This is a genomic window from Paenarthrobacter sp. NPDC090520 (genome assembly GCF_044769205.1).
Lineage (GTDB): Bacteria > Actinomycetota > Actinomycetes > Actinomycetales > Micrococcaceae > Arthrobacter.
Genome location: NZ_JBIVXM010000008.1, coordinates 43,335 through 70,092 on the forward strand (window position 1 = coordinate 43,335; position 26,758 = coordinate 70,092).

General features: G+C 61.0%; 25 protein-coding genes and 1 pseudogene. 10 read left to right on the forward strand and 16 right to left on the reverse strand.

The genetic code is table 11. The features are described 5' to 3' along the window. Positions 1–464 precede the first annotated feature (464 nt). From ACIQTZ_RS11750 to ACIQTZ_RS11780, 7 genes and pseudogenes are all read left to right on the forward strand, one after another. Positions 465–623, forward strand: a pseudogene (locus ACIQTZ_RS11750) (3-oxoadipate CoA-transferase); the annotation flags it as partial. Between the two features lie 501 nt (positions 624–1,124). Then, a complete protein-coding gene (locus tag ACIQTZ_RS11755; RefSeq protein ID WP_402980678.1) occupies positions 1,125–2,468 on the forward strand; it encodes a hypothetical protein in 1,344 nt (447 codons plus the stop codon). A gap of 195 nt (positions 2,469–2,663) precedes the next feature. Next, the gene (locus ACIQTZ_RS11760) at positions 2,664–3,797 is read left to right on the forward strand and encodes a hypothetical protein (RefSeq protein ID WP_402980681.1); all 1,134 of its coding nucleotides are present in this window, start codon (positions 2,664–2,666) and stop codon (positions 3,795–3,797) included. 359 nt (positions 3,798–4,156) lie between these two features. Continuing rightward, a complete protein-coding gene (locus tag ACIQTZ_RS11765; RefSeq protein ID WP_402980684.1) occupies positions 4,157–4,729 on the forward strand; it encodes a DUF3806 domain-containing protein in 573 nt (190 codons plus the stop codon). Between the two features lie 162 nt (positions 4,730–4,891). Continuing rightward, positions 4,892–5,503 (forward strand): hypothetical protein, encoded by a 612-nt coding sequence (locus ACIQTZ_RS11770; protein WP_402980686.1) that lies wholly within the window; start codon positions 4,892–4,894, stop codon positions 5,501–5,503. A 462-nt stretch (positions 5,504–5,965) separates the two neighbouring features. Beyond that, complete coding sequence (locus tag ACIQTZ_RS11775; protein WP_402980689.1) at positions 5,966–6,490, forward strand: barstar family protein; 525 nt, start codon at positions 5,966–5,968, stop codon at positions 6,488–6,490. A gap of 593 nt (positions 6,491–7,083) precedes the next feature. Further along, a complete protein-coding gene (locus ACIQTZ_RS11780) occupies positions 7,084–7,431 on the forward strand; it encodes a hypothetical protein (RefSeq protein WP_402980692.1) in 348 nt (115 codons plus the stop codon). A 28-nt stretch (positions 7,432–7,459) separates the two neighbouring features. Here the strand turns inward: ACIQTZ_RS11780 and ACIQTZ_RS11785 are convergent, their stop codons facing one another. Beyond that, entirely contained in the window at positions 7,460–7,825 is a 366-nt protein-coding gene (locus tag ACIQTZ_RS11785; protein WP_402980695.1) for a hypothetical protein, read from the reverse strand. A 188-nt stretch (positions 7,826–8,013) separates the two neighbouring features. Between ACIQTZ_RS11785 and ACIQTZ_RS11790 the strand changes: the two genes are divergently transcribed. Continuing rightward, entirely contained in the window at positions 8,014–8,316 is a 303-nt protein-coding gene (locus ACIQTZ_RS11790; RefSeq protein ID WP_402980698.1) for a hypothetical protein, read from the forward strand. A 282-nt stretch (positions 8,317–8,598) separates the two neighbouring features. Here the strand turns inward: ACIQTZ_RS11790 and ACIQTZ_RS11795 are convergent, their stop codons facing one another. Beyond that, positions 8,599–9,156, reverse strand: a complete 558-nt coding sequence (locus tag ACIQTZ_RS11795) for a hypothetical protein (RefSeq protein ID WP_402980701.1) — start codon at positions 9,154–9,156, stop codon at positions 8,599–8,601. A 492-nt stretch (positions 9,157–9,648) separates the two neighbouring features. Here ACIQTZ_RS11795 and ACIQTZ_RS11800 point away from each other — a divergent pair, with 492 nt between their 5' ends. Continuing rightward, complete coding sequence (locus ACIQTZ_RS11800) at positions 9,649–10,755, forward strand: ATP-binding protein (protein WP_402980704.1); 1,107 nt, start codon at positions 9,649–9,651, stop codon at positions 10,753–10,755. 116 nt (positions 10,756–10,871) lie between these two features. Here ACIQTZ_RS11800 and ACIQTZ_RS11805 read toward each other — a convergent pair whose 3' ends face one another. The 11 genes from ACIQTZ_RS11805 to ACIQTZ_RS11855 all read right to left on the reverse strand — a co-directional run bounded on the left by ACIQTZ_RS11805 (position 10,872) and on the right by ACIQTZ_RS11855 (position 23,240). Further along, positions 10,872–11,561: a hypothetical protein gene (locus tag ACIQTZ_RS11805; protein ID WP_402980707.1), complete on the reverse strand. Its 690-nt coding sequence runs from the start codon at positions 11,559–11,561 to the stop codon at positions 10,872–10,874. A gap of 508 nt (positions 11,562–12,069) precedes the next feature. Next, the gene (locus ACIQTZ_RS11810) at positions 12,070–12,450 is read right to left on the reverse strand and encodes a DUF4913 domain-containing protein (protein WP_402980710.1); all 381 of its coding nucleotides are present in this window, start codon (positions 12,448–12,450) and stop codon (positions 12,070–12,072) included. Further along, entirely contained in the window at positions 12,447–14,171 is a 1,725-nt protein-coding gene (locus ACIQTZ_RS11815) for a type IV secretory system conjugative DNA transfer family protein (protein ID WP_402980713.1), read from the reverse strand. The genes ACIQTZ_RS11810 and ACIQTZ_RS11815 overlap by 4 nt, the downstream gene beginning before the upstream one ends. After that, complete coding sequence (locus ACIQTZ_RS11820) at positions 14,168–15,832, reverse strand: ATP/GTP-binding protein (RefSeq protein WP_402980716.1); 1,665 nt, start codon at positions 15,830–15,832, stop codon at positions 14,168–14,170. Before ACIQTZ_RS11820 ends, ACIQTZ_RS11815 begins: the two co-directional genes overlap by 4 nt. Next, positions 15,829–17,391 (reverse strand): hypothetical protein, encoded by a 1,563-nt coding sequence (locus ACIQTZ_RS11825; RefSeq protein WP_402980719.1) that lies wholly within the window; start codon positions 17,389–17,391, stop codon positions 15,829–15,831. Before ACIQTZ_RS11825 ends, ACIQTZ_RS11820 begins: the two co-directional genes overlap by 4 nt. A gap of 25 nt (positions 17,392–17,416) precedes the next feature. Beyond that, positions 17,417–19,255: a hypothetical protein gene (locus ACIQTZ_RS11830; RefSeq protein WP_402980722.1), complete on the reverse strand. Its 1,839-nt coding sequence runs from the start codon at positions 19,253–19,255 to the stop codon at positions 17,417–17,419. 22 nt (positions 19,256–19,277) lie between these two features. Continuing rightward, positions 19,278–20,060, reverse strand: a complete 783-nt coding sequence (locus ACIQTZ_RS11835) for a hypothetical protein (RefSeq protein ID WP_402980724.1) — start codon at positions 20,058–20,060, stop codon at positions 19,278–19,280. Positions 20,061–20,063: 3 nt separating this feature from the next. Further along, complete coding sequence (locus ACIQTZ_RS11840) at positions 20,064–20,408, reverse strand: hypothetical protein (protein ID WP_402980727.1); 345 nt, start codon at positions 20,406–20,408, stop codon at positions 20,064–20,066. Between the two features lie 14 nt (positions 20,409–20,422). Then, positions 20,423–21,598, reverse strand: a complete 1,176-nt coding sequence (locus tag ACIQTZ_RS11845) for a MinD/ParA family protein (RefSeq protein WP_402980729.1) — start codon at positions 21,596–21,598, stop codon at positions 20,423–20,425. Positions 21,599–21,639: 41 nt separating this feature from the next. Then, positions 21,640–22,164 (reverse strand): hypothetical protein, encoded by a 525-nt coding sequence (locus tag ACIQTZ_RS11850; protein WP_402980732.1) that lies wholly within the window; start codon positions 22,162–22,164, stop codon positions 21,640–21,642. Next, complete coding sequence (locus tag ACIQTZ_RS11855; RefSeq protein ID WP_402980735.1) at positions 22,164–23,240, reverse strand: M23 family metallopeptidase; 1,077 nt, start codon at positions 23,238–23,240, stop codon at positions 22,164–22,166. Before ACIQTZ_RS11855 ends, ACIQTZ_RS11850 begins: the two co-directional genes overlap by 1 nt. Positions 23,241–23,650: 410 nt before the next feature. Between ACIQTZ_RS11855 and ACIQTZ_RS11860 the strand changes: the two genes are divergently transcribed. Beyond that, positions 23,651–24,847, forward strand: coding sequence for an alpha/beta hydrolase family protein (locus tag ACIQTZ_RS11860; RefSeq protein WP_402980738.1), 1,197 nt, complete (start codon positions 23,651–23,653; stop codon positions 24,845–24,847). Here ACIQTZ_RS11860 and ACIQTZ_RS11865 read toward each other — a convergent pair. The 3 genes from ACIQTZ_RS11865 to ACIQTZ_RS11875 are packed head-to-tail and all read right to left on the reverse strand — an operon-like array spanning position 24,844 to position 26,676. Further along, the gene (locus ACIQTZ_RS11865) at positions 24,844–25,758 is read right to left on the reverse strand and encodes a hypothetical protein (protein ID WP_402980741.1); all 915 of its coding nucleotides are present in this window, start codon (positions 25,756–25,758) and stop codon (positions 24,844–24,846) included. The two genes, ACIQTZ_RS11860 and ACIQTZ_RS11865, sit on opposite strands and share 4 nt — an antisense overlap. 6 nt (positions 25,759–25,764) lie before the next feature. Further along, positions 25,765–26,208, reverse strand: a complete 444-nt coding sequence (locus ACIQTZ_RS11870) for a hypothetical protein (protein WP_400270763.1) — start codon at positions 26,206–26,208, stop codon at positions 25,765–25,767. Then, positions 26,209–26,676 (reverse strand): hypothetical protein, encoded by a 468-nt coding sequence (locus ACIQTZ_RS11875; RefSeq protein ID WP_402980744.1) that lies wholly within the window; start codon positions 26,674–26,676, stop codon positions 26,209–26,211. Positions 26,677–26,758 lie beyond the last annotated feature (82 nt).

The window sequence follows — 26,758 nt, forward strand, 5'->3', positions numbered from 1 at the left end:
GCTGGACAAACAGGACGGCTACGAAGTTTGGATCCAACCACACCAGCTACAACTGGCAAAGGGCTGAGGCGTCAGCTGTCACGAGCTGCCCAAACCTCGTCCACGGTAACTCTGCAAAATGGCGCTCCTACGCACCAGCCCACCGCCAAGTTCGCGGCCACAACGGAGATCCGGGACGTGCCCTCGGTAAAGCCCTCTGATGCTCGTTCAACGAACATATCCGGTCGGGAAGCGCAGCGACCTCGGATCATGGAACCAACACCAACCAAGGGAGTTCTAGCCGAGGTTTCACTCCCTCGATGGAAGGCAACGAAGTGTCTGCTGAGACGATGAGTAGCACCAGGAACGACGAAGTATTATCGATACTCGCGCGGGATTTCGAGTTAACTGTTTCGCCTTGGCTTGGGCTTCACTACAAATACGAAGAGGAACCAATCAGTACCCGAACCTCCCACTAACACTGCGAAAGCTGCCCACCGCTAAACGGCGTCACCCGCGTATACTTCGACAAAGCCGCGTTCCTCACAGGGCCTCAGGGCGTAACCGTCCGCGAAACCTTCGGCTGGACCCTGGAAGAACTCCAAGAAATCGTGCCCGTCACGCTCATGGCAGCAGCCTGCTGACGGTAAAGTTCCTGGAACGGCTGGAACCGAGTGAGTTAGTCCAGGACGCTCGTCGAGATAGGGCACACCCCAACCTGACGTCAGGCACTAGTCGAAAACCACGTCAGGTTAGAGTCCGATCGCGTCTTTTTGGACAGGCTTCCGGGCGAGTCATAGATCCCAACCGGACACTTCTGGAGATGCACACGGGCAGACTTCTCCATGTATAGAGTGCGGCCGGACGGTGAATCGTGTCGCCGAAAAGAAAGTTTCTCTGAAGAAACGCGAGGGCAGGTAGGGGGCAAAGCCGTTCCGAACCCAGTGAACGATGAGCGTCCTTCGGACTGTAACGTATAGGGCTCCTTCACCGGGCAATAATTCGGGCGGGGTATACGGGAAATCGCAAAAGGGCTAGAACACGCGGAAGTTCAGAAAGCCGAAGGGCGGTGCCGGCGCGACCGGTGAAGGACCGGCTTACGGGCGGAGGCCGACAATTGGGAGAGTGCAGAAAGGAGGACCTGTATGGTTTCAAGCATGCTGACCTTCGACAACGTTAAGGCCGCTCCAGCAACGAAGCATGATGCACTAGGGGCGAGAACCCGCATGGGATTCTTCCTGACATGGATGATCCTCAAGGGCTTGGCCAGTGATAGGCACGCCGCAGCGCACGCTCGTCTCTCGTCTCGGAAGATTAGCCCGCTTGCCTCCTGGCCGCCTAGAAAAACCAAACTGACGAGCGATGATTTCGTCTATAAGGGCAATCAACTTGCGTTGAACATCTACCGACCATCGAGGTACCAAGCTCGGCAATCCGGCGACGATGGACATTATGTGGATATCTTCGACAGTGTCTTCCCCGTCAAAGACAAGGAAGAGATCGAGGCGGCTGATACCTGGGAGACCTACGACAAGATCCGCGAGAAGCTGGATGCTCTGTTCACAACGTCTACCAGGAGATACCTGCAGGGCTTCCAAAGTGCCGCCCTCGGGAAAGTGGACCAATCCGTGGCGCAGCTCCTTCCCAGCTTCCTGCCCGAAACCACACCTGAACACGAACAGGGCGTTATCACGGATCTTTCCAAGGTAGGCGTGGAGGTCACCAGCCTGATGGAACTACGAACCTCGCCGATACCGTACCCAGAGGCCATCCCCATCCTGATCGATTGGATAGAAAACCTTGAGGACCGGACCAACCCGGACCACCAACGCCAGCTCCGCATGGAACTGCAAGCCGATCTGCAGAAAACGGAAGCCCACGGCGTTGCGTTCCACCCCCTCATCCGCCTCGCACGCCGAGACGATCTCGATATCATCGACCGCGCCAGTTTCGGTTTGACGGCGAGCTTAATCGCCACGAAGGAACAATTCGATGACATCGTGGCACTCTTCGAGTGGCCCAACCCCGACCTGTACCTCGTCAGCTTCCTCTCCCGTCAGATACAACGGTCCACCACGCCGGAGGCCAAGGAGATCCTTCTGAAGTCGTTGACCTCAACGAACTTATCCGGATACGCGGCACCCATCGTTTCCAAGAAGGCATGGGTAGAGGCCATCCCCACAATCCGCGGATTACTGAGGAATCCCGATAATCCCGTCTTTGTCACAGAGGAGCTTGAGAAAGCCCTGTATGAACTCGAATTCATCCAGTTCCAGCAACAGAACAGCAACGTACTGGACGACCTGGTAGGCCGTGCGCTGGCCACGACAGACTCCAAGGAGTTGGCATACTCCGCCCGGATATTGGCCCAGGCCAACCGTCCAGAAATCATCCCCGCACTAGAGCGCGGCCGTCGCTCAGGCACGCCCCTTGAGCGGCGTGACATAGCAAAGGCCTTGAAGACACTGCAGACCGCCCAGGCAAACTAAGCCCAAAGATCAAGCGACGAAGCCATTATTTGGCCCGGACCGGAAGACTGCTCTTTGGCGTCCGGTGGAGGATCCTTTACCGGGCGCCGTCTCGTTTGGTTGATGAAGGCGCGAACGCCTTAGCCTGTGGTCATGTCTTATGACCTGACGATTTACTGTCCGGGATCCCCTACGGCCGCTGAGGTGCGGTTGCTTGTGGGTAATACCCGAGGGCTGCAGGCCGATCCGGACAACGCCGGTGACACCGGCGTAGTCGTCCTGCGCGGTATGAAGCGGGGGTACAGCTTCACCGTTGACGGGCCGTTCTCCGTCGAAGCTGAGGACGTCCCGGAGGAGATCAGCGCGGTCCTGCCTGAGGCCACGACAATGTTCCAGGTCCTTGTCGAAGGGACCCAGGAGGCTGAGATCCCGCACGGTATCCGCTTCGCCCGGAAACTGGCCAAAGCCTGCCATGGCGTAGTCCTCGACGAGCAAACCTCGGAAGTGTGGCCCGAACCCCGAACAGTAAAAGCACCAGCAAGAACGGAGCCGAAGCCGGAGCGAAGAGACGTTTGGATCAAATGGCTGATCCTCGAAGAGGACCTCCCGACAGACTTCCTGCAGGGCTATCTCCGGATAGCTAGGGAGGTACTTCCCGAAGCGGTGCCGGTGCGTTTCGGCAAGTACGAACCCCTTCAGTTCCGGTTCGATTCCAGCGGTGAAGAAGGTTTCATCGATGAGTTTTATAACGACGATTCCAATGGCTGGGACATCTACTACGTGAACCCGCCACCGGTCAGCTACGGCAAAATCCAAGCCCAGGAACTTGGCCGGGGTATCCCGTTCACCCAAATCACCGTGGTCGTGGACGGGCATGCTCTCGCCGATAGCACGCTCAGGAGCGCACTTCGCCGGTTCTTCCTTGCCGTGGCAACCGAGCTCGGCGCGGTTTATGCTTCGGCCGAAGTTGAACGCTACCAAGACATGGGCCGCGTGCCCATCTTCAACATGCGCCCCCCAAAGTGGGTGGGTTTCCAGCCCTACCCGCTCTGGTGGGTATGGGCCGGGCCCCGGCTCGCACCCGACATTGGTCGTTTTCTTGGTCCAAGCGCAGAAGAGCACAGCGGGGGGCTGTTCCGTGCCTTCAGCGACGAGCCACTGGACCGCGACGCCCTCACGGACGTTCTCGGTCCCGAAAACCTACCGTGGATTCCGGCCGAATACTCGGCAACCTACACCGAGGGCCAAATGGCACCCCTCGCTGTCGCGGCTGTCATCCCTGAAATACTCCGCAACCGCGAACCCCTCGATCTCCCGCCGGGTATTTACAACCCACCGAGGAGAGCCTAAGTTCGCAGGGGTCCTACCAACCATGCAGTGATTTCATAGCCCCAACATCCCATTTCTTGAAGTGGGCGCACCAGGCCGGGACACTTCTCCGCGCCGGGATCCGCACAACGTCGGAAATTGCCCTTTGTAGCGGCCGGATGACCAACTAGAGCCGAGGTAAGCCAGGAGAAAGCCTCTTAAGTGCGCGCCCGTAAGCCGGTCCTTCACCGGCCACTGTGCGGTCCCAAATCGCGCTCATCAAAAATCGCGTCGTTCCGCGGCGCACTGTGACTTTCAGCGGTAAATGGCGGTGTTTTCGCTGCGCTGTTTGGCGCATGGCTTAGTTCGCAAGGGGACTTCACTGGCTTACAGGCGTGGGCTTGAGCATCCATCTTCCTGGTTATCTATCAGTTGACGACCTCGGTGGTCGTGCCGACCTAAGTCCCAAACCCGTGGGGTCTGTTTCGCAGGTGGACAGGGAAGCGTGGTTTGCTTTGGGCATGGGTTTGTTCAAGTGGAAGAGGACAGAGGTTAGTGGCGATGAACATGAGCAGCCGGTCTTTTCGGAGCTGACGCCAGAGTACGAACAGTTTCTCGCCGCGTATGTAGACATTGCTGAAGGCTCTGGTGTGAATCTTGAGGATCCGGAGAGCGTCGCCGATTTCTACGAGGCTGCCCTCGCGACATGGCAGGCGTCGGAGGGTCAGATGGATGCAGAGCTGTACGGAAACGCTGCTGGTGTTGCACTCGGAGAACTCCTTGTCCGTATCTCTCCTCTCCGATGGGTTGTCGCCGAGGATTCGAAGGGACGGGAACTGGCCGTTCATTCTGAACGCAACAACTTCCTCGTGTATCCCCTCGATGCTGTCGAGAAACGGTGGGCCAGGAGCGAGGATGGGGTGTTTATTAGGGCTTTCGCTAGCAGAGTCATTGACCACTTCAAGGTCAACTAAGCACGGAGCAGCTGCAGGTGGGTGCGCCAGCGATGTGAAGCACACTCCACCTGCGGCATGCACGTTGAAGGATCTTTTATCGGACGCCGCATAATTGCACCTTCAGCTGTTTTTGCGCCAGCTCGAGAACGTCGAAGCCCGGGTAGAGTGCGATTCATCACATTGGGGGATGCCGCACCGAACGTAGGCCGCCGACCGTGGGCGTTTGCTGCGGTGTGCGTGATGGTCGCCGCGCTTGCGCTGCTGGTGGTTGGACTGTCCAAGGTGCCGACGGACCAGCTGCTGCCTTGGTATGTGGCTGCTTATCTCCTGATAGGGGCGTGTATCTTCGTCCCGGCTGGGATGCTCCCTTCGTTGCGACAGGCCGGAGCGTTCCTGCTGCCCGGCGTCCTGCTCGTCGTCCTGGCGCTGCTGAACCTAGGCTTCTGGGCCGGCGGCTGGCTGCTCGGTCTTCCGGCCTGGGGCCTCCTGCTGAGTCGATGGACGCCGGAGAGCCAGCTTCCCGTTCTGAAGGTCCTGAAGTTCTTCGGCCTGCTGGTGTTGGGCCTGGTTATCTTGATGTTTAACGGCATCTTCCCGATCTTCAGCCTGGGTCTGTTCCTGCTGCCGATCATCCCCTTGGTTCGGCTGGCCTACCCCGACTACCGCGCCCGTCCGTTGCAAGCCGGCGTGGAGACTCTGCTGGGGCTTGCGGTGGTCGTGGTCGCTTTCATGATCCCACTCCGGAAGGTGCCTGGTCGTCGCCCTGGGTTCACGCTGGAGGGGCCGCATTAGCCGGGCTCGTGATCGCATTCTGGGCCCGCGGGCTGCCGCGCCGCTTCAAGCGCCTACAGCTCAACGATGGAGCCATCGTCTAACCACTGCCACTGGAGAACTCACCCGGCGTCCGGTAAAGGATCCTTTACCGGACCCAGCTGCGCCCGCCGAGCCACTGAGCATTGGAACGAGGGGCAGGACCCCGCAGGACGCCGTAGGCGACAAGTCCGCCCAATTAGTTGCAGCGCCGGTTAGTCTGCGGGTATGAAACCCCGCGGAATTCTCATAGCTGCTCTCGTACTGGTGGTTATCGTGATTGCTGTAATTCTGGCTTGGGCAAGTTTCGGTGGCGGCCCAGCCACCATGAGCTCCACTGCGCTCACGAGTGTCCGGTAAAGGATCCTCTTCCGCACGCAAAGCCGGAAGACAGTACAGTCGGCGTCCGCATGAAGACAGCCAAAGGGCAATACAGTTTCACTCATGGCAATTTGGGACCTGGCTGACGAGCTGAATCATCCGCGGGACTTTCTCTTGATCCAGAACGGCTTCATCAGTCTTTTCCATCAGCAAGCGATCCTCGACGAAACTACGTCGTGGCTGCGAAACCACCACTACAAGGTCGTTGAGGTTGACGCCGCTGATTGGCAATCTCAGGCTGACCTCCACCAAGACGTTGCCTTGGCTCTGGATTTCCCTGATTACTACGGCTCCAACCTGGATGCTCTCAACGATTGCCTCGGCGACGTAGCCGTTAGGGCTTATGGGTGGACGGCAGCGGATGCCGGGCTGGTTCTCGTGATTGACGAGTTTGAGGCCTTCGAAGGCAAGGACGCGTCAACAGCCCATCACCTCTTAGACATCTTCGCGAGGCAGGCAACTTATGCCGCGCTTTTTGGCCATCGCATGATGTGTCTAGTTAGAACCGGGGACCCCCGTCTGGAGCTCCCTCCTGTTGGTGGCCTTCCTGTTGCTTGGAATCACCGTGAATCCCTCAGCGCCCAGTGAAGGATCCCCTAGCCGACACCGACTCTGCTGAGGCAGGAACTGGCCGAGCCAGGAGGAGCAGGACTGGTTCGGTTATGGTGAAGCATGACCAGGGGGATAAGTCATGTACTTAGTGCTCTGATACTTGTCGGCTCTCTGATGAGCGGCTGTGGGGCTGCATCGTGCGACTCCGCAATGCGCTTCAGCACTCTGGAACTAGACCTTTCAGCCCTCCCGAATGCCAGCGAACTTGAGTTTGAAGTAACTTGTTTGGACCGAACTGACCAGGACGCCTGTACGGAATACCCCGCTGGACACCGTTATAGCGTGGCAAAGGACAATGCCGTATTCATGTGGATCGGAGTCCGTGCCGTGCGGTTGTTTGTATATAAGAAAGCATCCCAAGAGGTAGTGGTTGAAAAGGTCCTGGACCCGATCCCATGGGATCCCCCACCAGTAAAAGGCCCCTGCGGCCCGCCGCAATCTCAAGCCACGTGGAAGTTATGAGCAAAAGCTAGGAGCGCCGCGGCGATCATCAGTACGGTGAAGGAAGGATCCTTCAGCGTACAGCTGGCTCCGATCCTCGTAGGGGGCTGGTATGGCAGCATGTGGTTATGAGCGCGCAGCTGGAAGTTCCAAGGCTTGAAGACCTGAGCGATGTCGGGGTTGTGGTCGAGACGTCTGATCAGCCTGGGGTGGTCTCCCTGGTCGCCTGGGCGAACGACGGCAACACCGTAACGCTTGCCTGGGACGAGATCGCTGGGTCAGCGAGGATCCGCTGGCTCAACGGTGACGACGAGCGCCTTGTTCTTGAACGAGAGACCCCGGTGAAGATCAGTGTCCGAGACAAGCGCGGCGTCATTGAGTTCCACGTCTGGTCCCGCTGGGAAGGAATGGCCGGCGAATTGATCGTGCGGGTTGGAGAGCACGTGGCGGTGCGCGACACGCTTCTGCGTTCGTAGCGCTGCGGGCTCGGAACATGACCTGCACTCATTTCTGAATGATCTTTAGCTGACTCGGATGAGGGAGCTGATCTGGACGCTCATCCGTCCACCACCCGAATTCCAGTGCACTTAGACGGCCTGCGTTCACCCAGACGAGCAACTCCCCTATGGATGAGCCTGAGACGTCGAGGACCTCAACTGAAACGGGAATTGGGCCACTGGTGAAAGCAGACGCAGCGTGTTCCGGGTTTGGGCGCAGGTCGAGCATAGTGATTGGACCACCTGCAACGACCACAGTGGAAGCCTGCTCGATCAGTTGGTCGCTTCCGAGGAAATTCGCTTGGCGGAGAATACTGCAAACAAGTGTGCGAACGTGCTCGGATAGTTCGTCCTCATCGCTCATTCGTGTCATGGACTATTCATACAGGCATTTACGCCACCGACTAAGAACCCAGCCTCCCTCGGCATGAGTGGTGCCCGTAAGCCGATCCCTAACCGGGCACTACGAGCTCACATCATGGCCCGGCACGATTGGTGTCATGCTGGTGGGGCTCAAAATCTGCAGCCCGCCGAAGTTTTCTTGATGAAGCAAGGACATCGATGACCGACCATCCAACGAGATTCACAACTCAGGAATTGCGCGACGTGTTCGATGTCCTGATGCGGCACGTCGAGGAACGCCATGGCTCGACCATAGAGATGGATGCGGACTATTTCTGGTCTATCCCTCCTGATGCGATCTACGACGTCTATGAACAGCCGAGCGAACTCACCATTGGTCAGCTCACTGAATCCCTGGACAACATTAGAAGCGTCACGGCAGATCCCGAGCACGCCATTTCTTACGCTCTCGTGTGGTTAGGGGACATTCTGCGGGCCACCGGTCACAAGTTCGTGGGCTAAAGAAGCGGTGGCGTCCGGTTGAGGATCCCCATGCGGGACACTGCCGTGGCCGTGCAGACGACTTCGGATAATGGCAACTGGCAACGGCCGGCAACCAGTCTTGAATTGGCGAAGCCCCGGTCAAATAGCGGTTGACCGAAGCTTCGTATTGATTTTGCCCAGATCACCTGAGGGTTTGCTGGAAGCGGGATTAGGCGTCTGCTCGGCCGCCGTCTCAGCACAGCGGTGAGACTCAATCGTTCAGGCGGCTCATCCTGATTCTGAGACCGACAGATAAAGGCGTCAGGCTGATTTCTTGGCTGTTGCACTTTGGTGTGCGGTTTTGCCGGTGAGGGTGAGGGAACCGCTGTCGTTGGTGAAGGAGAGGAGTCCGTCGGGGCGGAGTTGGGTGAGGGCCTGCTTGGTTTGGCCGCGGTCCCATCCCATGACGGTGCGGATCTCCGTCCAGGTGGGTCCGTGGCCGCGACGTTCCCAGGAAACGCGGATCAGTGTGGTGAGCTGGTCGACGATGGCCAGGGTGAGGTTCACGGGTGCTATAGGTGTGTTGCGGCGCAGGTAGGCGTTTTTACGGGATTCGTACCGGGCGGCAACGTTCTTCATGGTGGGGACTTCGTTGTTCTTGACCATCGCGTCGGCGATGATCTGGAACTTGGACCCGGGCCGGTATCTGTCGACGAAGTCTGCCAGCTGGTTCACGCGGGCGTCGGTGATCCGTTCGGGTGGGACGAGACGTTCGAGCCACGCGCGGGCGTCCAGCTGCCGTCTGGCGAAGCTTTTCCGCTTCCAGGAGCCTTTGTTCTTCGGCATGGTTGTCTGCGCAGTAGCTTCCCCGGCGGCCATGTCCCCAGAGTACCGTTGCTCGTCCCCGGATCCCGGTAACCCTTTTCAGCGACAGCGCGAGGGGTGGAGTCTGGATGCCGGGGACCGCGGTGCTTGCTTTCAACTCGGGCAGGTTCCCGGAAGTTTGCTCGCGCACTAGCCGCCCGCCAAATGGTTGCGCTGCCTTCTGGCCAAAGCTTGATTGAATCGCTAATTGACGCAGCCCCGTGAGGACAAGGGAGAGAGCAGGTCCTCGGGCTATGGCGGGCACCCATATGCTCAGGAGGTCTTCCACGGGTACCATGTCGGTGCTCGCGAACCAAAAGACGGCAAACCTCCGCCCCGCAGAACGCTAGGGATATTGGTCCGGAAGTGAAAACGGTTGCTGGGGTCTCAGGCGGCCGGGGCACGCTGCCCTGAAAGGCTCCGAATCCATCAGCTGGGTACCCGAAGGCATAGACTCACAAGGAGTCACAAGACTCACAAGACTCACAAGGACTCACAAGGATCTCGATGATGAACCCTTTCCGGCCGACAGCCGGTGCTACTCCCCCGGAGCTCATTGGCCGCGAAGGGACTCTCGATGAGTTTGAATATGGTTTGCAGATCGGCTCGGGAGCGCCCGGATTGCTGACCATCATCACAGGTGCCCGTGGCATCGGCAAGACGGCCCTGCTCAGCGCGGCCCAGGACAAGGCCGTCCAGCAAGGGTGGATCGTTGTTTCCGAGACGGCCACGCCCGGGTTCATTGGACGGATTGGTGAAACCATGCGGTTGCACTTGGAGGAACTGGGCAAAGGACCTGCGGGTCGTAGGATCACGGCCGTGGGAGTGGCGGGTTTCACTGTAACCACCCAGCTGCCGCCGGAGCGTCAGGTTGACTGGCGGCGCCTGGGAAACCAGTTGTTGAGCCTTCTCGCGGAGAAAAAGACCGGATTGCTTTTCACCGTTGATGAAATCCACTCTGCGGACCGGACGGAACTGTCCCAGCTCGCCGCCGATGTCCAGCACTTTATCCGCGACGGGCTACCGATCGGACTGGTCTTCGCCGGCTTGCCGGCCGCGGTCTCGGACCTGCTCAACGAGGGCGTAGCCACGTTCTTGCGCCGTGCAGAGCGCATCGACCTCCACGCAGCAATCATCAGCGATGTCGAACGCTCGTATGCCAGTACCTTCCGTGAAGCCGGCATCAGCATCAGCGATGACCTGATCCAGCACGCGGCGAAAGCGACGGGAGGATACCCGTTCCTGATCCAGCTCATCGGCTACCAGCTATGGCGACAAGCCGAAATCAACAACATGGCACTGAAGGAAAAGAACGTCCTCCAGGCCATCGATGCCGCCACCCGCCGCCACGAGACAACAGTCATCGAAGCAGCACTGTCCACGGCATCGGACAAAGACAAGGACTTCCTCCGTGCCATGGCCGAAGACGACGGGCCTGTTACCGCCGGTGACATAGGAAAACGACTCAACGCAAGGAGCAACGTCGTGGCCAACTACCGCGCACGACTTATCGCGGCCGGACTCATCGAAGCGCCCGCTTACGGCAAGGTCGACTTCACAATTCCCGGCCTGCGGGAGTACCTCCGCAAAACAAACCCCCGAGAACGACACTGATGGTCTCGCCGACGGCGACGGTGCAGTGGAGACGACTGTGAACCTTTCCACTGCGGTCCAGGCGGGGAACAATCGTCCAAAGCTCTCTGGACAATTGCTGCGCAGTGTTTCGTTGATCAGTTCCTGCCGACCAGTCGTTTCTCGTGAGGCGGCGGCAGGGCATTGGCATCATCGTCGATGGTGTAAACGACGGCCGACTCAACGGTGAGCAGGTCAATGTCCTCAACGGTGATGTTCAGCGCCGCTGAGCGGTTCCGCAGGTGCTGGAGGAGTTCCTTTTCGGGCCAGAAGATATCATCCATGACATCGGAGAAGTATTTCCCGCTGGCCTTGGCGTAGTCGGTGATGGCCTTCGGGCCATAAGAGCGCCACCCATAGGTGAGTTCGACATCGACATCGCCGAGGGGATCGACGTCGGGTTGGAGGTAGCTGCCGAAGATCCGTAGCTTGTCGATGAACAGTGGCTTGCCAGGATCGGCGTTGTACGCCCGCGCCCGGTCCACCAGCCCGGTGACGAGACGATCTGCGGTTTTCCTGCTGATCGGCTTCCCGAAGCTGGCCATGGCCAGCGCGTTTCCCGAGGTCGTGGCTTCCCACCAGATTTGACCGTCGTTTTCGTCGATTCTCTCGAGATAGCCGGCCACCTCCATTGCACTGAAGACCGGATCGAGGTCGTCGACGCCGTTGTCGTGGAGCAATCTGTCGGCCAACCGTCGCCCTGCTGGGCGGCCGCGGAACAATCGAACGAGGCTGCGGGCCACCGGTGCCGGTAGGCCGGCGATGATGTCAGTCTTGGCCACCCTCATGGTCCAAGCCTAGACTCACGTAGCCTTGCGCCTGCCGCCAAGTGGGTCCTCCTAACGGGCAACGCAGAAGATCACGTTCTCCTCCCATTAGTGCCACAGCCTGTGGCACTAATGGAAGCTTGACCTCACGTGGTGTTTCCGGGGGTTGGATAGTGCTTCCATTCGAGTTGTTACCAGCCCATCCGGCGGTTGATGGTTATGGCCTTATGGGCGCACCAAGTGGAGTGAAAGTTAATCCCGATCAGGCTCAGAGAACCAGCGAGCAAGCACAGGTCGGCCACGAGATCAACGATGACAAACGTGGCCAAGGACAGCAGGACGAAAGCCATGAGAATCAGAAACGTTGACGCGCTGAGCCACTGACGCATTGACCACCCGTGGACCCGTGTGCCTGCTCCATCGTGCAACCACAGCCGCACTCGGTTGGTCAATGACAGCTTCTCTGTAAGAGGATTACGTTCCATTGCTCCAGCCTTCCACCAGCCACTGACATTCCAGGGTCTTCCCGTCATGGTGCCCATCCGTTGGGGACGGCTTCGGTGACCAGCCGTGGTGTGTAGGTTTCCTGGCGGTTGAAGAAGCGGTGTCCTTCCCGGCAGAGCTCGAAGGGGCCGGTGGGTGAGAAGAGTGTTTTTGAGTGGGCGTCCCAGTGGTAGACGAACCAGCCGGAGAGCGTGTTTTCGTCTTCTGCGCGGACGTATTCCTCGTACAAGGCGCGGAGCCTGGTGACGGCTTCGGGGTGGTTCCACCATTGCGGGCACCAGTACCGGGTGTTTTCATCGTCCGTGACGGCCTCGATGTCGTGGATGAAAGCCTCGACCCAGTCCACGAAGTTATCGATCAGGTCCTGTTCGCTCAGCTCCGGGGTTTCCCCGGCTGTTTCGCTCATGCTGCGACCTGCTGTTCCGGTACAGGATCGGTGGCTGGTTGCGGTTCGCCTTTGGCGATGGCGGTCGCGGCCGCCATGCCGGCTTCAATGGTCTTGCTCAGTTCCGTGTTCTGATGCCACGGTGTGAGTCGGAGCAGCGTGGCGGGCGCGGCGTTGCTGCTGAGGATCCCGGAGAACTTCGCCAGTTCAGCGAAGTCCTGCACACTGACCTTGGGCAGGCGCTCTTTCCGGTCGGAGCCCTGTTCTTTGCGCTGGTAGGTGCCGATCGCCTTTGAGAGCCCTTCGGTCCAGTCGGTTTCTTCGTTGCTGCCAACGAACCGGGCGCCGGACATTTGCCAGAGTGTCTGCATGCCTTTGGTGCCCCATTCGCCGCAGCCTTGGGACCAGCCCTGCAGGTAGAGGGTGAAGCAGAGGCCGCGGGAGCCGTAGTGGCTGAAATCCTGCGGCAGCGTCGGCCACGGGACGATGTTGGCTACTTCGTCCAGCTCGCCGACCAGGGGAACGGTCAACCGTGCTTCGCCGGGGGTTTTGCGGATCGCGGCGTTGCAGATGGCTTTGATCATCGCCGTGAGCACGGCACCGGCCCCGCCCGGGCCTCGTTCGGACAAGAGGATCATGGTCTGCCTGCCTTCCATGAACGTGGCCGGGTCGAAGTTCCTGATACCGGGGGTGGGGGTGGTCCAGGCGAGGATGGCGTCGTGTACCAGGTCGCGGCACATGCGTTGTGTGGTGGCCACCAAGGATCCGCGGGTGCGGTCGGGCCATTTGTCGAAGCCCCTCATTTCCGCAGCGGGGCGAGGGTATTGGTCGGCGAGGATGTTGCTGACCTTCTCGAACGATCCTTTGGAGATCCATTCGTGGACATCTCCCAGGTCCTTCCCGACCAGGGCCGCTGCCAGCAGCGTCCAGGCCAGGCATGACTCACCGGAGGGGCCGAACTGGGCGTCCTCTGCCGCTTCGCTGTCGGTGCGTGGGTTGTTCTTCAACGACGCGGTGATGATCCACGACGCCAGCCGCATGGCGTCCTCGGTGCCTTTCACTTCCCACAGGGGACTGAAAATGAAGTCCGGTTTGTGGGACTGCCGGTAGATCTTTCCGGTATCCCACACCCACACCGTTCCGAGCTGGTGGCGTGCAGCGATGACTTGGGCCACGCCGTCGACCTTGTTGGAGGTCATCAGCGCCGCGCCGGGGGCCGCAGCCAGTCGTGGGACGACCAGGCAGGAGGTCTTACCGGACCCGGGGCCCATGACGCACACGCCCAGGTCCCGCCAGCCCTGATAGAGAATGGCGGGTTTCCCGGCAGCGGTCTGACCCAGCACCTGCCCAGGAGGCAGACCCACGGCCTTCGGGTGCAGCTGTCGGGCGTCCTTCGTCCGTTCCTTCTCCATCAAGGGAGCAAGCTTGGCCCCTGTCGCGAGACGGCTCCCCAGCTCACGCTGCGCGGCGCTGCCCTTCCCGCCACGGCCAGCGGACAGGAGAGCCACCCCGAAAAGAGCCACCAGCGCCAGCACCACCGCGATCCACGTCGCCGCGCCCGGCCAGGCGAACGTGCCGGCCTTGACCCGTGCCACCAGGTCGGAGACGTTCGTCCACGGCATCCCCGTGGGAGTCAGGAACTCACCCAGGAACGCGGAGACCCAGGCGATGGCTACAAGGCCGACAAGGACTCTGGCGAGGCCCAGTTTCATCAGGGTGTCTGTCGAGGTGTGCTTGCTCATACCGGGATAACCTCCGTGGCTTCATCAGTGGCGGGTTCATCGGTGGCGGGTTCTTCGGTGAAGGCGATGGTCGAGGTGGACTTCATGGCCCCGTCCGTGTCGGTCAGCTCCACTTCCAGGGGGCTGCGGACGTGGATGGCTTCGAACGGATCGAACTGGTCGATTTTGAACAGGCACGTTCCTTTGACCAGTTTGGTGATCACGTCGGCGGTCCCGACCGGGAGGGTGAACATCTCTTCGCACGCGAGGGCGTCGGCGCTCTTTTGCTGCTTGTATAACAACACGGTCCCGCATTCCTTGAGCATCGAGATCGCTGGGCTGTCTGCCGGGATGTCGGAGATGTGGTGGAACGCGAACTGGCACGAGAGGGAAAGGGCGCGGGAGAGTTTGGTGTTGCGGCGGGTCACGGTGGCCACCGAGCCCTGGACGGTGTGCCAGGCCTCTTCGATCAAAAGCACTGTGGGGACTGCTTCGTCCTGCCGGTAGAGGGTGTTGGCCAACCAGGTGTTGATGATCGTCATGACGATCGGCAACGCCGGCCCGTCCTCCGGGAGCAGGGACACGTCAAAGACGGTCAGCCCGGCGTTGAGCTGAATGTCCGGACTGGTCTCGCCGTCGATCAGGCCTGCCAGGTCATCTTCGATCATGCGTTCGAGTTCGAAGGCCGGGTCCTGGCCCCATTCGCGCAGTTCCTCCACGGTCAGGTTCGAAGCCCTGGCGGCGTCTTCGCTGGGGGCGTAGAGGGCTTTGAGGACGTGCCCGATGTGCGCGACGTCCCCGCACCTTTTCGCGTCCGTCAGGGCTTGGCGGTGCGCCATGCGGACGGCTTTGCCTTCCTTGGGAGTCATCGGCCGGCGGAGGGCTTCTTCCATGACGGCACGGACCAGCATGGACTGCCCGGCCGGGGTGCGGGAGGCTTCGGCGCTGTCGTGGTTCTCCTCGTTCAACCGTGCGGCGATGCGGGGGTCCAGGATGTTGATCCGGGATCCGCCACCACCGATGCTGAACCGGACCGGAGCAACCCCGAGCTTGCGGGCAAGGGGTGTGTATTCGCCGCCGCCGACGTCTTTCTGGTACTTCTTATCGATCACGACCACACGGCGGCCGAGGATCAACTGCCGGAGCACGCCCCAGGTTTTCATGGCCGAGGACTTCCCCTGGCCGAGGTCACCGATGTAGCAGACGTTCGGGGATTCCAGGGTGTCCCCGTAGGCGGTGAACGGGTCATGGACGATCATCCACCCGGACCCGGCATCGACCCCGAACACCAGACCCCGGTGTGAGGTCGGCGGGGAGGCGATCGCCATGTGGGAGAACTCCATCTGCCGGGTCGAGGAGGGCACGCCCGGCGCTGCCGGGTCGTAGAAGCCCAGCTTTGAGGCGAACGCCCACCGCCGGTCGTGGTGCCACCGGGTCGTGGCGTTCGCCCGGGCCTCGACCAGTTCACGTTGCCTGGCTTCCTGCTTCTCGGCCTTTTTCACCGCCCACTTACTCAAAGGCGTGCTCACCGGCTTCTTGGCCCGCAACCCTTCGGCCGCCGTGTCGGCGGCTGCGTCGAGCTCCAGTTTCGCGGCCCGGGTCTGGGATCGGGGTGTCCGCCGGGTTTTGCCGGCCACGGCCCAGGGAAGGGCCAGGCGCTTGAGACCGTTGGTGGTGGTCATCGGATTCCCCTTGTGAATGGCATGGTGGTGATCAGGGCGAGGTCGTTGCGGTGGTCGAGCCAGTCAATGAATTCGATCCCGGCGTCGGAGGCCGCTGCCTCAACGATGTCGGTCGTGGACAGGATCTCGCTGGCGTTTTCGACGGCGAAGGAGATGTAGAGCCCGTAGGCTGCGCCGTGGTGCCCGGATCCGGGCTTCAGGTCCTTGAGGCGTTGGTGGGAGGCTCCCAGGAGTACTTCTTCGGTGCCGTCGGTGACGACACCGGATTTGGCGACTTTGTTCCCGGTGGCCCGGTCCATTGCGGCGTCGGTGCGGGCCCGGGAGCGGGCGCTGCGGGCGTCTTGGAGTTCCATGACCATGGATACCGAATGCACCACGGCCGGTTGGATGCCGCTGATGATCGCTTCCAGCGCCTCCACCGGGACAGGGGCGGGGCTGAACGCTGCAGCGGGCACGTACCCGGTGCGGATGTGCCAGTGACCGTTGACGACCAGGGAGATGGGCGAGGCTGCCCCGTCCAGGTGCTGCCAGCAGTCCATCAGGTCGGCGCCTTCATGGTCGTCGATGTCGAAGTCAGGGTCCTGCAAGTGACGCAGGAGCGCGGCCATCGCGGCCGGGCCGAGGGGCCGGGAGCCCGTGATCGAGCCCATCATGGACGCTTGGGCCATGGCGGAGCGGATCTCCTGATAGATGGCCTGCCCGATGCCCTCGTCCCCCGGACCGTACGCTTCGGCCCGGCGGTATAGGGCGGCGGAGCCGGGGATCCGGAACGTCTCGTAGGTGCGGTGCTGTTCGGAGCGTGAGCGGGTGGTCTCGCACAGGTCCCCGTAGGACTCCAGCAGGATCCGGGGCACGTTCTGCGCGATCCTCCGTTTGACCCACAGCAGGTGATCGGCCGAGTCCATCGGCACGGCCCGGGCGAGGGTCTGGATATGGGTGACGAGGGATTGGCGGCGGGCCAGCCGGGCGAGGTACTGGCCGCGGGCGACGTGGCCGGATTCTTGTCTGTGTTCCTCCCGGATCCCGGAGGATGAGCCGATGACTTCCATCGTGGCCGTGTAGTAGGGCTTCTTGACTTTGCCCTGGTGCCGGAAGATCACCAGTGGGCCTTCAGGGGTGTTAATGGTGAAGTGGCGGACGGTGCCCACCATGAGCGGGGCGTTGTCCTTGTACCGGACCGGTACTTCGATCATGCCCTGCTTGTCGGCCCGTTCCCGGTCCTTTTTCCCGGCTTTGATCATGCGTGTCTGGGGGCGGTCCTTGACCGGAACGAAGAGGAGGGACTTGTTCCTGGCACGGGCCTCCTTGTGCCGGACCTCGACGTAGAGGGCGCCGAGGGAGCGGTGGCCGGAGAACTTGTTGGGCGTGGTCAGGATGATCCCGGCCAGGATCAACACGGCGGCGGTGATCAGGGGGACGATCTGGATGCCGCCGGCCACCGCGATCACCAGCGCGGCGCCGATGGCGGCGGACAGGCCGATCCATTCCGGTGCTGTCCGGTTTCCTCCGAACAGGCCACGGCTCTGGACTTCACCGCCGACAACAACCATTCTTCCCATGACTACCTACTCCTTGTGCTTCTGTTTAGCGGCCACTGATGTGGTCGGTATCCGGTGCCATCGAACGGGCCGTGCGTTGACCGCGCAGGGAGGCCTGCCGTGCCGCTTCCCGGCCGGCCAGCAGGAACGCTGTGGCCCCGCCCGCTGCGACCTTCACCGATCCCCGGCCCACGGCACCGGCCCCGGTCTTCAACGCCTGTGCTGTCTTGGCCCCGCCGGTTCCGGCACGGTCGGCTTTCTGCAGTTCGCCGATCGTGCGGGTGTCCGGCTGCCCCTGGCCGCCCTGGCCGGCGGGTGTGCCTTGCTCCTGGGGGATCCTTGACGCTGCGCTGCGGCGTCCCGAGATACCTGAACCGCTGGTTCCCTTGCCCGGACCGGCCTGGCCCTCTGATGGTGTTGACATCGGAGAGGGGTCATTCGTGGACACCGGACCTCCGTTGGGGCGTCCGCCCGTGGTGCCGGACTGAACGTGGGCCCGCCGTTTCTGCCGGATCGCCGATGCGATTGCCGCGCCTGCGCCGGCGACCATGGCCGCGCCCGCGACCGACTGCCGGCCCTCGCCCATGCTCGTTGAGGAGGACGGCAGAATGGGGACGTACTTGTAAAGCATCGGCAACGCGAAGGCCAGCACAAGCATGGCCGCGGCGGCCAGGAACACCGAGGTGGCGTTCACCATGCCGTCATCGACGCCCTCACCGGCGAAGGCCGGGCGGGAAGCGACGTAGCTGAACACCGCACCCATGAGCAGCAGCAACAAGGGCTTGGACAGGGAAATCCCCAGCCACAACGAACCGACCTTGCCCACCCGTTCGCGGTACTTCGGGTGAATCAACAACCCGATCATCAAAGCGATACCAACCCCGATCAGGGACAGGCCCATGGGCTGCAAGGCGAGCAACCCCTGCATGGCCCAGGCGGCGATGAACAACAGCCCGAACAGCAGCACAGCGGCCAACGGTCCGAAAGCGCCGCTGGATTCATACGATGCGAACCGGGAAATTGCCACCCCAAAATCCGTGACCCGGCTGGAGGTCCAGAACGTGATTCCCTCGGTGAGGCCGGTCATCCATCCGTTGATCACGTGCCCGAGCGCTGGTCCGAACAGGACCAGGATCATGGACAACGGCCCGTACCAGAGCAGGGATGTTCGGGCCGAGTCCATGTCGATCTCTTCGTTGGACACGTCTTTCCAGAGCTTGAAGTACATCAAACCCATGACCAGGATCCCGATCCCCGCGAAAGCAGCCCACGTGGCCCGGAAAGCGTCGTCAACCTCGAACACGGAGACCTTCAACAGGCTGTTCAGCACCTCATTGGTGGACTTCACGCCCTCGGCCTTGACCGTGTTGGCGAACTTCTCAAAACCGTCCTTGGCGTTCGCGATGAACGCCACGGAATCGACCGTCCCCAACACCACGTTGCCGCCCGGCATCGCCGAAAGCGCCGCCCGCATCGCCACCCCGGCAATCGGAAGGAACTTTTCGAAGGCAGCACCTCCGGCGCACCACGTGGTGGCAGTAGCCGGCGCACCAGCACGGGGCAGTGCGGCGCAGAAGGGGACAGTTTTTTTGGTGTCGTAATCCAGCACCTTTTCCGGCGTGGTCAGGAAGCTACCGAACGCGTTGGCCGCAACGTTTTCACAATTGCTGCCGCCCATGGCTCCGTAAAACAGCATGTCAGCGCAGGCTGATTTACCCAGTTCCTGGTTCAGACGGTCCCGGATCTTGTCGCGCTGATCCGCGGGCAATCCAGCAAGGCGCTTGAGCTGGTCCGCGTTCAATTTCTCGGACTTGCTTACGTCGTCCGCTGCCTGGGCAGGGCCGGCCGCGATCACTCCGAAGCAGAGGAACAAGGACAAAAACACCGCGACCAGACGGATGGTTCTGCTAACGCTTAGCGTTTGCATACTCGACCCACCCCTCACGGCTGACATCTGCGAAGAAGTCGTTGATCCACGCATCTTCTAGCGCAGGGGCGGTCTCGTCGCCGTACGTGGTCCCCAAGCTGGTGGGCCCTGCATCCTTGACTCGGCCGTTGAAGTCCTGGCGGCTTTGAACGATGGCGAAGTCTGAGATTTTCCAGTCCCCCGCCCACGTCAGTTCCAGCGAGACCGTCTGGAAGAAGGCACTCGGTGCCTTGTTTACAACTGCGGTCGTCCCACCGCTGAAGACCTGTACGACTGCCTTCTTTTTCGCGTCACAGTTGGCGATCCGGTAGAGGCCGCCTGCGGCGACGTCGGAGCGGGAGTACCAGCCACCATCGAACGCTCCCGGGGGCAGGTCTTTGGCGTTGGCCAGAAGGTCCCCGTTGAAAGTGGCTCGCTCCACCCAGGGCCCCTGCTTGCCTACCTCCGCTAGGATCTTTTTCTGTTGTGCCCAGGTTGAGGCATTGATGTCCTTGACGAGCGGTGTGTAGTTGGCGGCGGCTTGGGCTGCGGAGTCGCAGGTGCCGTTGTAGCCGGTGATGGTCTTGCCGTCGCTGGCGGTTTTGGTGCCGCCTTCTCCGATCTTGATCCCGGAGACAGGGAACCCGAATTTCCCCGAGGCTTGCAGGGAGCTGGGTTCGTCCTTCGTGGGTGCCGGGGCCTGGGGGTTCAGGAGAACGACGGCCACGGCGATGATCACGATCACCGCCCCGAGCGCTGTGAGGAGTTTCCAGTGTTTCCGCATGGGCTAGGCTCCTGCTGCCGAGGCCAGTGCCAGGATGCCGCCGAGGATGACGCTGGCCCCGGCAGCGGCGCCGAAGGCGATGCCGGTTTTCTTGGCCCCGGAGGCGCCTTCTTCGATGTCATCGGAGTGGCCGCGGTTCCGGGCGATCCCCCACTTCATGAGGTTCCAAATGAAGAACCCGGCCAGGATGAGCAAAGCAAGCGCCCAAAGGCCGCCGAGGATCAGTTGGGCTGCTCCGGTGAACTTCACCCCGAACACAGCGATGCTGGGTACTACGCCCTCCAACGGGTTATCGATCAGGGGCACGGCGGACCGCAGGAGAATTTCGCGTCCAAGGCTGCTGAACATGATTCGTGGTTTCCTTATCGGTTGATGGTGTGGGTGGTGGTGGCGCGGTCAACGGCCAGGAGGCCTTCAGCGATGTGTGCTGAGGCGCGTTCGAACGCGCGGCGGGCCGGGTCACCGACGAGCTGCCAGTCGATGATGGAGCCGGTATCCAGGGCCGGGTCGTAGGGAATGTCGATCATCACGCGCACAGCGGAGGCCAGGTTGGCTCGCAGTTCGGCTTGCTCGGCGGCGGAGACCTTTGCCCCGCCGCCCTGGGTGATCAGGACGACGGCGTTGGCCACGAGGTCTTTGTAGTGCGGGTTTCCGGTGCGTTCGGACATGGACTCGAGTTGTTCGATCATCCGCAGGGCCGAGACGACGGCGTTGCGTTTGAGCGTTGTGGGGATCACCAGCTGGTCGGTGACCTCGATCGCGGCCAGCCAGTTCGCTGACCGGGTGTTGTTGCCGGTGTCCACGATGATGGTGTCGTAGAAACGGCTCACGACCGCGTGGATGCGGTTGAATTCGTCGGCACCGATGGATTTCATCCGGTCCGCGTCCTCGTCCGCGACCAGGACGGAGAACTGGTTGTTGCCCTGATGGCGGGTGTAGTAGGACAGCTCTCCCTTGCGGGCGGTGACCGTTTCGAAGGACTCCAGGACGTTCAGCAGATCCCACACGGTCCGGGTGGAGTCGTTCGAGTTGGTCCGGACCCCGGCGGTGCCCATCATTTCGTTGTTGTCCCACACCAGGGTCTGCTGCCCGGAGTGGATCCCGAAGGTAGAGCCAATACCGACGCTGCACATCGTCTTACCCACTCCACCGAGGGGCTGGACGACCGTGATCTGCATCGGACGGGAGTAGAGGCGCTGGATCGCGGACAAGTCCGCCCGGCGGGCCAGCTCGGCAGCACCCACCCGTGGGCTGATCAGACCGAAACTGACCGCCCGCAGGAACGCCTGCCAACCCGTGGCCGGCGGCAACTGGTCGTTCACGTTCTCCTTACGCAGCACGACCGCGCTGCGCCGGCCGCTGACCAACGGAGCCTCCCGGTGATCTGCGTCGGGCTTCGCTTCGGCCGTGGCCGGTTCGACATCCGGTACGGCGTGAATGATCGTGGCCGGATCCATGGTGGGCGTTTCGGGCTCGATGTCGGTGAGGCTGATGGGTGCGCGGCTCTTCCGTTCGCTCCCTTGCCAGTTCGTACTCATCGGATGATTCCTCTCGCTCGTTTCCGGTTCTGTCCTTGGGTTCATGAGGTCGGCTCTTGCGGGGATATGGCGGTGACCAGCCACGGCTGCTGCTGCCCGGAACGGTGCAGGAGCATCCCCCAGCGGCCCGCATCGGTAGCGAACGTCGCAGTAACGGTCATCGGATTTCCGGCGTCCCTGCTGATCGCTGGCCCGTCCGTGACCTTCCTGATCGGCACCCGGGCAGGGTCGATGTACTTCGCATCCTCCGCGTACTCAGGTGCCAGGTGTGGGGCCAAGTCAGCGAACCAGGTAGATTCGGGAACGTCGGGACGTGCGAACAGGCCCATGGCCTTGGCTGCGGTGTCCTTGACCGAGTTCTCGGCGGCGGCGTCCCACGTCACCTCGGGGATTCCGTAGTGTTCGTCGGTCCCGTGGCCGTGGCCGGCCTCGGCAGGGTTGCTCTCCTGGCCGGTGTTGAGTGAGGGGGTGGGGTCGGTTGCCGGGTCGGTGCCCGCGGTACCGGCGCAGGCACTCACGGAGAGCGCGGCGGCAAGTGCGACGGTCAGTGCAAGGTGCTGGCGCATCAGAGAATGCCTTTCTCTTTCATGATCGGAGTCGGGTCGATGGTGGGATTGATCGGAACCATGGGGTTAGGCAAAGCACCGGCGAAGAACTCCATGTGAAGGTGGCGGCCGGTGACGTTGCCCGTCGCGCCTTCGGTGCCCAGCGGTGTTCCGGCGGCCACGGTGTCACCTTCTTTGACCTTCACCGACCCGGCCTCCATGTGATACATGCCGATCGTGAGTTTCCCGTCCACCGTCTGCCCGGTCACGCCAGTGCCGAACAGGCCATCGAGGTCGCGGACCTTGACGATCTTCAGATCCGTCAGCGCCACGATCGTTCCCGGCCCTCCGGGATGAACGAAGTCAATGCCGTAGTGGAAGTTAGCCAGCACTCCCCCTGCCGTGCCAGGCGGTGCAGGGCGAGGACCGTAACCGCTGCTGTTGATCGCCCCAGCCATGGGCTTGACCCACTTACCCGCCAACTCGCCGACCACCTGGTTGCCCTCAGCCGGGCACACCCCAGACGGGTCCACTGCCGCGCCGGACTCCCCGCCCAAGGCTTTGAAGACCTCCGTGGCCTGGGAACGGAACTTCGTATAGTGGTTCGGGTCCGCGTTCCGCTGCGTCCGGTGGATCGCAATCGTCGGCTCGAGAGTCTCCCAACCCTCCACCCTCTGAAGTGCCTTAAAGAAGTTCGTCGCCGAAATGGTCGGGTCCATCCGGTCCGCGTACGAACCCCAGGACCCGTTGGCCCGCTGCTGGAACAAACCGCGGGAGTCCGGCCCGGCCCCGTCACCGTAGTCAATGACGCGGAGCGTGGACTCCCCAATCGCGGCCTGGACCCCGATCAACTGCGCGGCGACCGGGAGCTTCAATGACTTGGCCGCGTTCATGATCGCCTGGGCGTTCTTCAACTGCCCGGCATCAAACCCGCCCACTCCCCCAGCAGGAGCCGGGCCGGTGGCCACGCCTGCGGGCGCGGCGCAAGAGGATGCTGCCTGGGCCGGGTCACTGTCATCCAGGACCACAGTGACCAGCCCAACCGTCAGCAGCAGCCCGACAACCGAGGCACCGCTGATCACTTTCCGGGCGGTCACTGATGCGCCCCTGCGCGGCCACACAGCGACGCATTCAGAGGTTGAGTAACGGACGACAGCCTGTTCTTCAAACCTGTCCCTCCCCAATGGGCATTGTTTCCACTTCTAGTGCCTCCCCGATCTGGAAGAGCAGGGAATTGTCGCATCAGATGCGGCTGCTGCTTCGCGAGCGGCCGTTCACCGATCACATCGGCCACGTCAACAGCCGACATGGCTCCCCCTTCCTAGCAACGACCTGCCCTTTCAGCTCGGAGTACTTGCTTCCTGCGCTGAGCAGCTCTGCCTTTGGTCCGCCACAGCCAGAAAGGCCACGGCTGGACAGTAAAAACCATACACGCATGCAGTGAACATGTTCAATGCTTGTAGCAAGCATGCCTTGTGCATGTAGCACTAGTTTGCAGGGCGTTAGTATGAACGGGCTCCGTTACTTCCTCGGAACGGTGCTGAAGGAGTTAGCCCTAATGATGATGAGAAGACGCGCTGCGGCATGGCTGACGGTCCTTATGCCGGCGGCCGCACTCTCTGGATTCGCTGTTGTCATGGCCCGCAAGATCGTCAAACGCGGCCCGAAGGATTACCGTCAAGCTGAACTGACGCATAGCGGGCTACTCCGCATCGACTTGGACGACTACACCAGAGCCTCGGGGGACTTTGGGGTTTTCGACCTGGCAACTGGGAAGTATTTACGTGTTGGCGAGGTCATGCTGATTGATGAGGATCAAGAGTATGTGGAGCGGCGGCTCTCCCCTTCAGGATCTGGCCCGGCAAGTCTGGGGCCAGTGGTCGATTGGACCCCCGACGTTTTTTTCGAACCTTCCGCCGTCGGCGGACCCTATGAAGAGGTGACAGTCCCCACCAGCTACGGCTTTGCTCCCGCGTGGCTGTTCGAAGCTGAGAACAAGGACGTGTGGGTGATCCATATCCACGGCAGCTGGACCGACCGATCGATAATGTTTCGAGACGTCCACGCTTTCAAGAGCCTAGGCTTTACGTCTTTGGTTCCTTCATTCCGGAGCGACACGGAGGTGAGCCCACAACAGGCGGCGTCGAGTCACTTGGGACAAACCGAATGGCTCGACGTGGAAAGCGCTATGACCTACGCCGTGGCTCATGGGGCGCAAAGAATCGTCCTATCAGGCTGGTCAATGGGTGGGACTATTGCCTTGCTCGCCGCGGAGCGCAGCGTCCATCGGGATCGCATCGTTGGAATTGTCCTGGTTGGGCCTGTGACGAGCTGGCGCAAAACCATCACAGCTGGAGCAGCGCGGGCAGGCGTCCCGGCGATTGGAGCGGGCTTTGTCATGCGCCTGCTGCAGGCTCCCACCTTCGCAAAGATGCTCGGTCTAGGCGAAGCGATCAACTTCACCGCGCTTGAATGGGTCGATGTACCAAACAGGGTGGTGGTCCCAACTTTGGTCTTGCACTCCATCAAAGACCAAGAGGTTCCCTGGGAGATCTCGCTGGCATTCCAACGCGCCAATCCTGAAACGGTCACACTGATCGCAATGCCCGAGTCCCACCACACTCAGGAGTGGAATACATCGCCCCTTGTCTTCACTCACGAGCTGACGAGCTGGGTGAGGAAGACGGTCGCTGGGTCTGGCTAGACTCGCACGTCTAGCTTGGCTTCTATTTGGCTGATCCTGCGTTGGGTGGATTCCGGGAACGTCATCAGGTTTCCGCGTTCGTAGTTGTGTAGGACTATGAGGCTTTTGTAGACGCCGTTTTCGAGCGTTTCATTGAAGAGATCCCACGCTGGGCGGACCCGTGATGGATCTGCATGAACCCGCATCCTCAACGCGGTGAGCCAGAAAGCATCGGCCATCCAGAGGCGTAGCCTCGGTATCTGCTTTGACAGGAAAAGGACTAGCCAACCCGCGGCCGTCACCGAAAGCCCCACATAAAAAAGGCGGTCGAACCAGGAACCGACCGCTCGGGCCCAGGCATGCCATGGAGAGAAATGGAACAACACCACGTAGGTGATATGGCATGAGACGGCTGCAGCAACCACGAGCAGGCCGGCCGAGAATGTTGCGTACAGGCTCTTCGCCTTATGGCGAAGCATATAGATGATTCTGAGCACGGTGAACAACAATGCAACCATGTACGTGCCGCTGTAAACGGCAGTTGCGAGTTGGTCCATGCGGGTGTCGATGAAGTCCGCGGCCGTTGGACCTTTATTCTCAACGAGAGCGAAGCTAAGAATCATTATCGGAATGCTTAGCAGCGGAGCGTAGTAGGTCCATCTGACAATGGGTACGTTAGCCAGGCGCCGCACGCTGTCGTTGAAGAAGAAGATTGCCAGTAGCGCGAAGATGGCTTGGAGCAGGTTTGTCACGTTGATGCCACCGAGGTAGCTATCAATCACATCCAGGGGTGTTACCGTTCCCAGGACGTAAAGCGCAGCGAGTCCGAAGACCGATGCCACCCACGATGCCCGTGATTCCGTCACCTTGAGCACGGAAGGGACCCGAAGCAGGCATAAGGCGCTAAGCAGCGCAAAGAGCAGCAGTTTCATGGTCTATCAGAGGAAAGGATCGGGACCCGAGCTGCGTGAACGAGTCTTTTTCGACATCTCAAAAGCAAAATCCTCCACCCACCGTTCGACAGGGTGGTTCGGAACAGTACGGCAGCTCATGCTTATCGCTCCGGCGGCTTCCTTTAGCATCTCCTTGGAGAACGTGGGCCCGGAAACTGGAATCTGGAGACTCTCCAGAAAGATGTGTCCGAGTTCGTGATAGATGCAGTGAAGCTTGTACTGCGTCGATTTTTGCGGCGGGAAAAAGATCTTGATGCGATCTTCAGCATCCAACTTAAAAGCTGTCAGCGTTCCCCAGTCCCAGTCCTGCTCAACTAGCTCAATCGGCTTCTCGCGGATCTCCGCTAGACGCTCAACGACTTCCGTCAGAGATGCAGTACCGTCTCCGCATAATTCCCGCACTTTATCCTGAACGAGTGGGAGGGCCATTCACTTTTCACCCTTCATCGAAGCATCAATGATTTCAGTGATCGTCCTGAGCGTTTCAGGTGACATCTCTCCCAAGTTCCGGGCAGCGAAATTCCTTACCTTGAGCTTGCGCATCTGGACGAGGAAGTCCCTCCGGGCCTCCACCTCAGGCGGAGTCTCGCTGTTGAGGTCACATAGGTAAGTACCAGGTACTGCGAAGACGAATTCTGCGATCGCCTTTAGGAGGTCTTGATCTGTCACTAGGCTGCCGTTGCCGTTGATCAGGTAAGACCAGCGGGTCCTCGACAGATGAATTCCTTGGGCAGAAAGGGCGTCCTCGACGTGAGCGTAGGTGAGCGCGGAGTTGTGGTCGGCCTCCCAAATATCCACGAGGATCGCCATGCGATCCGCCAGCCGCTCCTTCTTCTGCTGCTGCGTAAGAAACACGCTGCGGCCCCCATCTGCCATCGTTATAGCTCCTTCAGCCAAGATCGGCTACCTGTATAGACCGCCGGAAAGAGCAGGCGGACAGCTGACTCAGAATTTTACCTGAAACTGCGCGGCGAGTGCA

Excerpts from the sequence above, each read along its gene's own strand:
- ACIQTZ_RS11865 (WP_402980741.1), bottom strand. The coding sequence starts at position 25,758 with ATGAAACTGCTGCTCTTTGCGCTGCTTAGCGCCTTATGCCTGCTTCGG.
- ACIQTZ_RS11810 (WP_402980710.1), bottom strand. The coding sequence starts at position 12,450 with ATGAGCGAAACAGCCGGGGAAACCCCGGAGCTGAGCGAACAGGACCTG.
- ACIQTZ_RS11795 (WP_402980701.1), bottom strand. The coding sequence starts at position 9,156 with ATGGCCGCCGGGGAAGCTACTGCGCAGACAACCATGCCGAAGAACAAA.
- ACIQTZ_RS11775 (WP_402980689.1), top strand. The coding sequence starts at position 5,966 with ATGGCAATTTGGGACCTGGCTGACGAGCTGAATCATCCGCGGGACTTT.
- ACIQTZ_RS11845 (WP_402980729.1), bottom strand. The coding sequence starts at position 21,598 with ATGAGTACGAACTGGCAAGGGAGCGAACGGAAGAGCCGCGCACCCATC.
- ACIQTZ_RS11860 (WP_402980738.1), top strand. The coding sequence starts at position 23,651 with ATGAACGGGCTCCGTTACTTCCTCGGAACGGTGCTGAAGGAGTTAGCC.
- ACIQTZ_RS11780 (WP_402980692.1), top strand. The coding sequence starts at position 7,084 with ATGAGCGCGCAGCTGGAAGTTCCAAGGCTTGAAGACCTGAGCGATGTC.
- ACIQTZ_RS11790 (WP_402980698.1), top strand. The coding sequence starts at position 8,014 with ATGACCGACCATCCAACGAGATTCACAACTCAGGAATTGCGCGACGTG.
- ACIQTZ_RS11805 (WP_402980707.1), bottom strand. The coding sequence starts at position 11,561 with ATGAGGGTGGCCAAGACTGACATCATCGCCGGCCTACCGGCACCGGTG.
- ACIQTZ_RS11850 (WP_402980732.1), bottom strand. The coding sequence starts at position 22,164 with ATGCGCCAGCACCTTGCACTGACCGTCGCACTTGCCGCCGCGCTCTCC.
- ACIQTZ_RS11800 (WP_402980704.1), top strand. The coding sequence starts at position 9,649 with ATGATGAACCCTTTCCGGCCGACAGCCGGTGCTACTCCCCCGGAGCTC.
- ACIQTZ_RS11840 (WP_402980727.1), bottom strand. The coding sequence starts at position 20,408 with ATGTTCAGCAGCCTTGGACGCGAAATTCTCCTGCGGTCCGCCGTGCCC.
- ACIQTZ_RS11815 (WP_402980713.1), bottom strand. The coding sequence starts at position 14,171 with ATGAGCAAGCACACCTCGACAGACACCCTGATGAAACTGGGCCTCGCC.
- ACIQTZ_RS11820 (WP_402980716.1), bottom strand. The coding sequence starts at position 15,832 with ATGACCACCACCAACGGTCTCAAGCGCCTGGCCCTTCCCTGGGCCGTG.
- ACIQTZ_RS11755 (WP_402980678.1), top strand. The coding sequence starts at position 1,125 with ATGGTTTCAAGCATGCTGACCTTCGACAACGTTAAGGCCGCTCCAGCA.
- ACIQTZ_RS11785 (WP_402980695.1), bottom strand. The coding sequence starts at position 7,825 with ATGACACGAATGAGCGATGAGGACGAACTATCCGAGCACGTTCGCACA.
- ACIQTZ_RS11835 (WP_402980724.1), bottom strand. The coding sequence starts at position 20,060 with ATGCGGAAACACTGGAAACTCCTCACAGCGCTCGGGGCGGTGATCGTG.
- ACIQTZ_RS11870 (WP_400270763.1), bottom strand. The coding sequence starts at position 26,208 with ATGGCCCTCCCACTCGTTCAGGATAAAGTGCGGGAATTATGCGGAGAC.
- ACIQTZ_RS11825 (WP_402980719.1), bottom strand. The coding sequence starts at position 17,391 with ATGGGAAGAATGGTTGTTGTCGGCGGTGAAGTCCAGAGCCGTGGCCTG.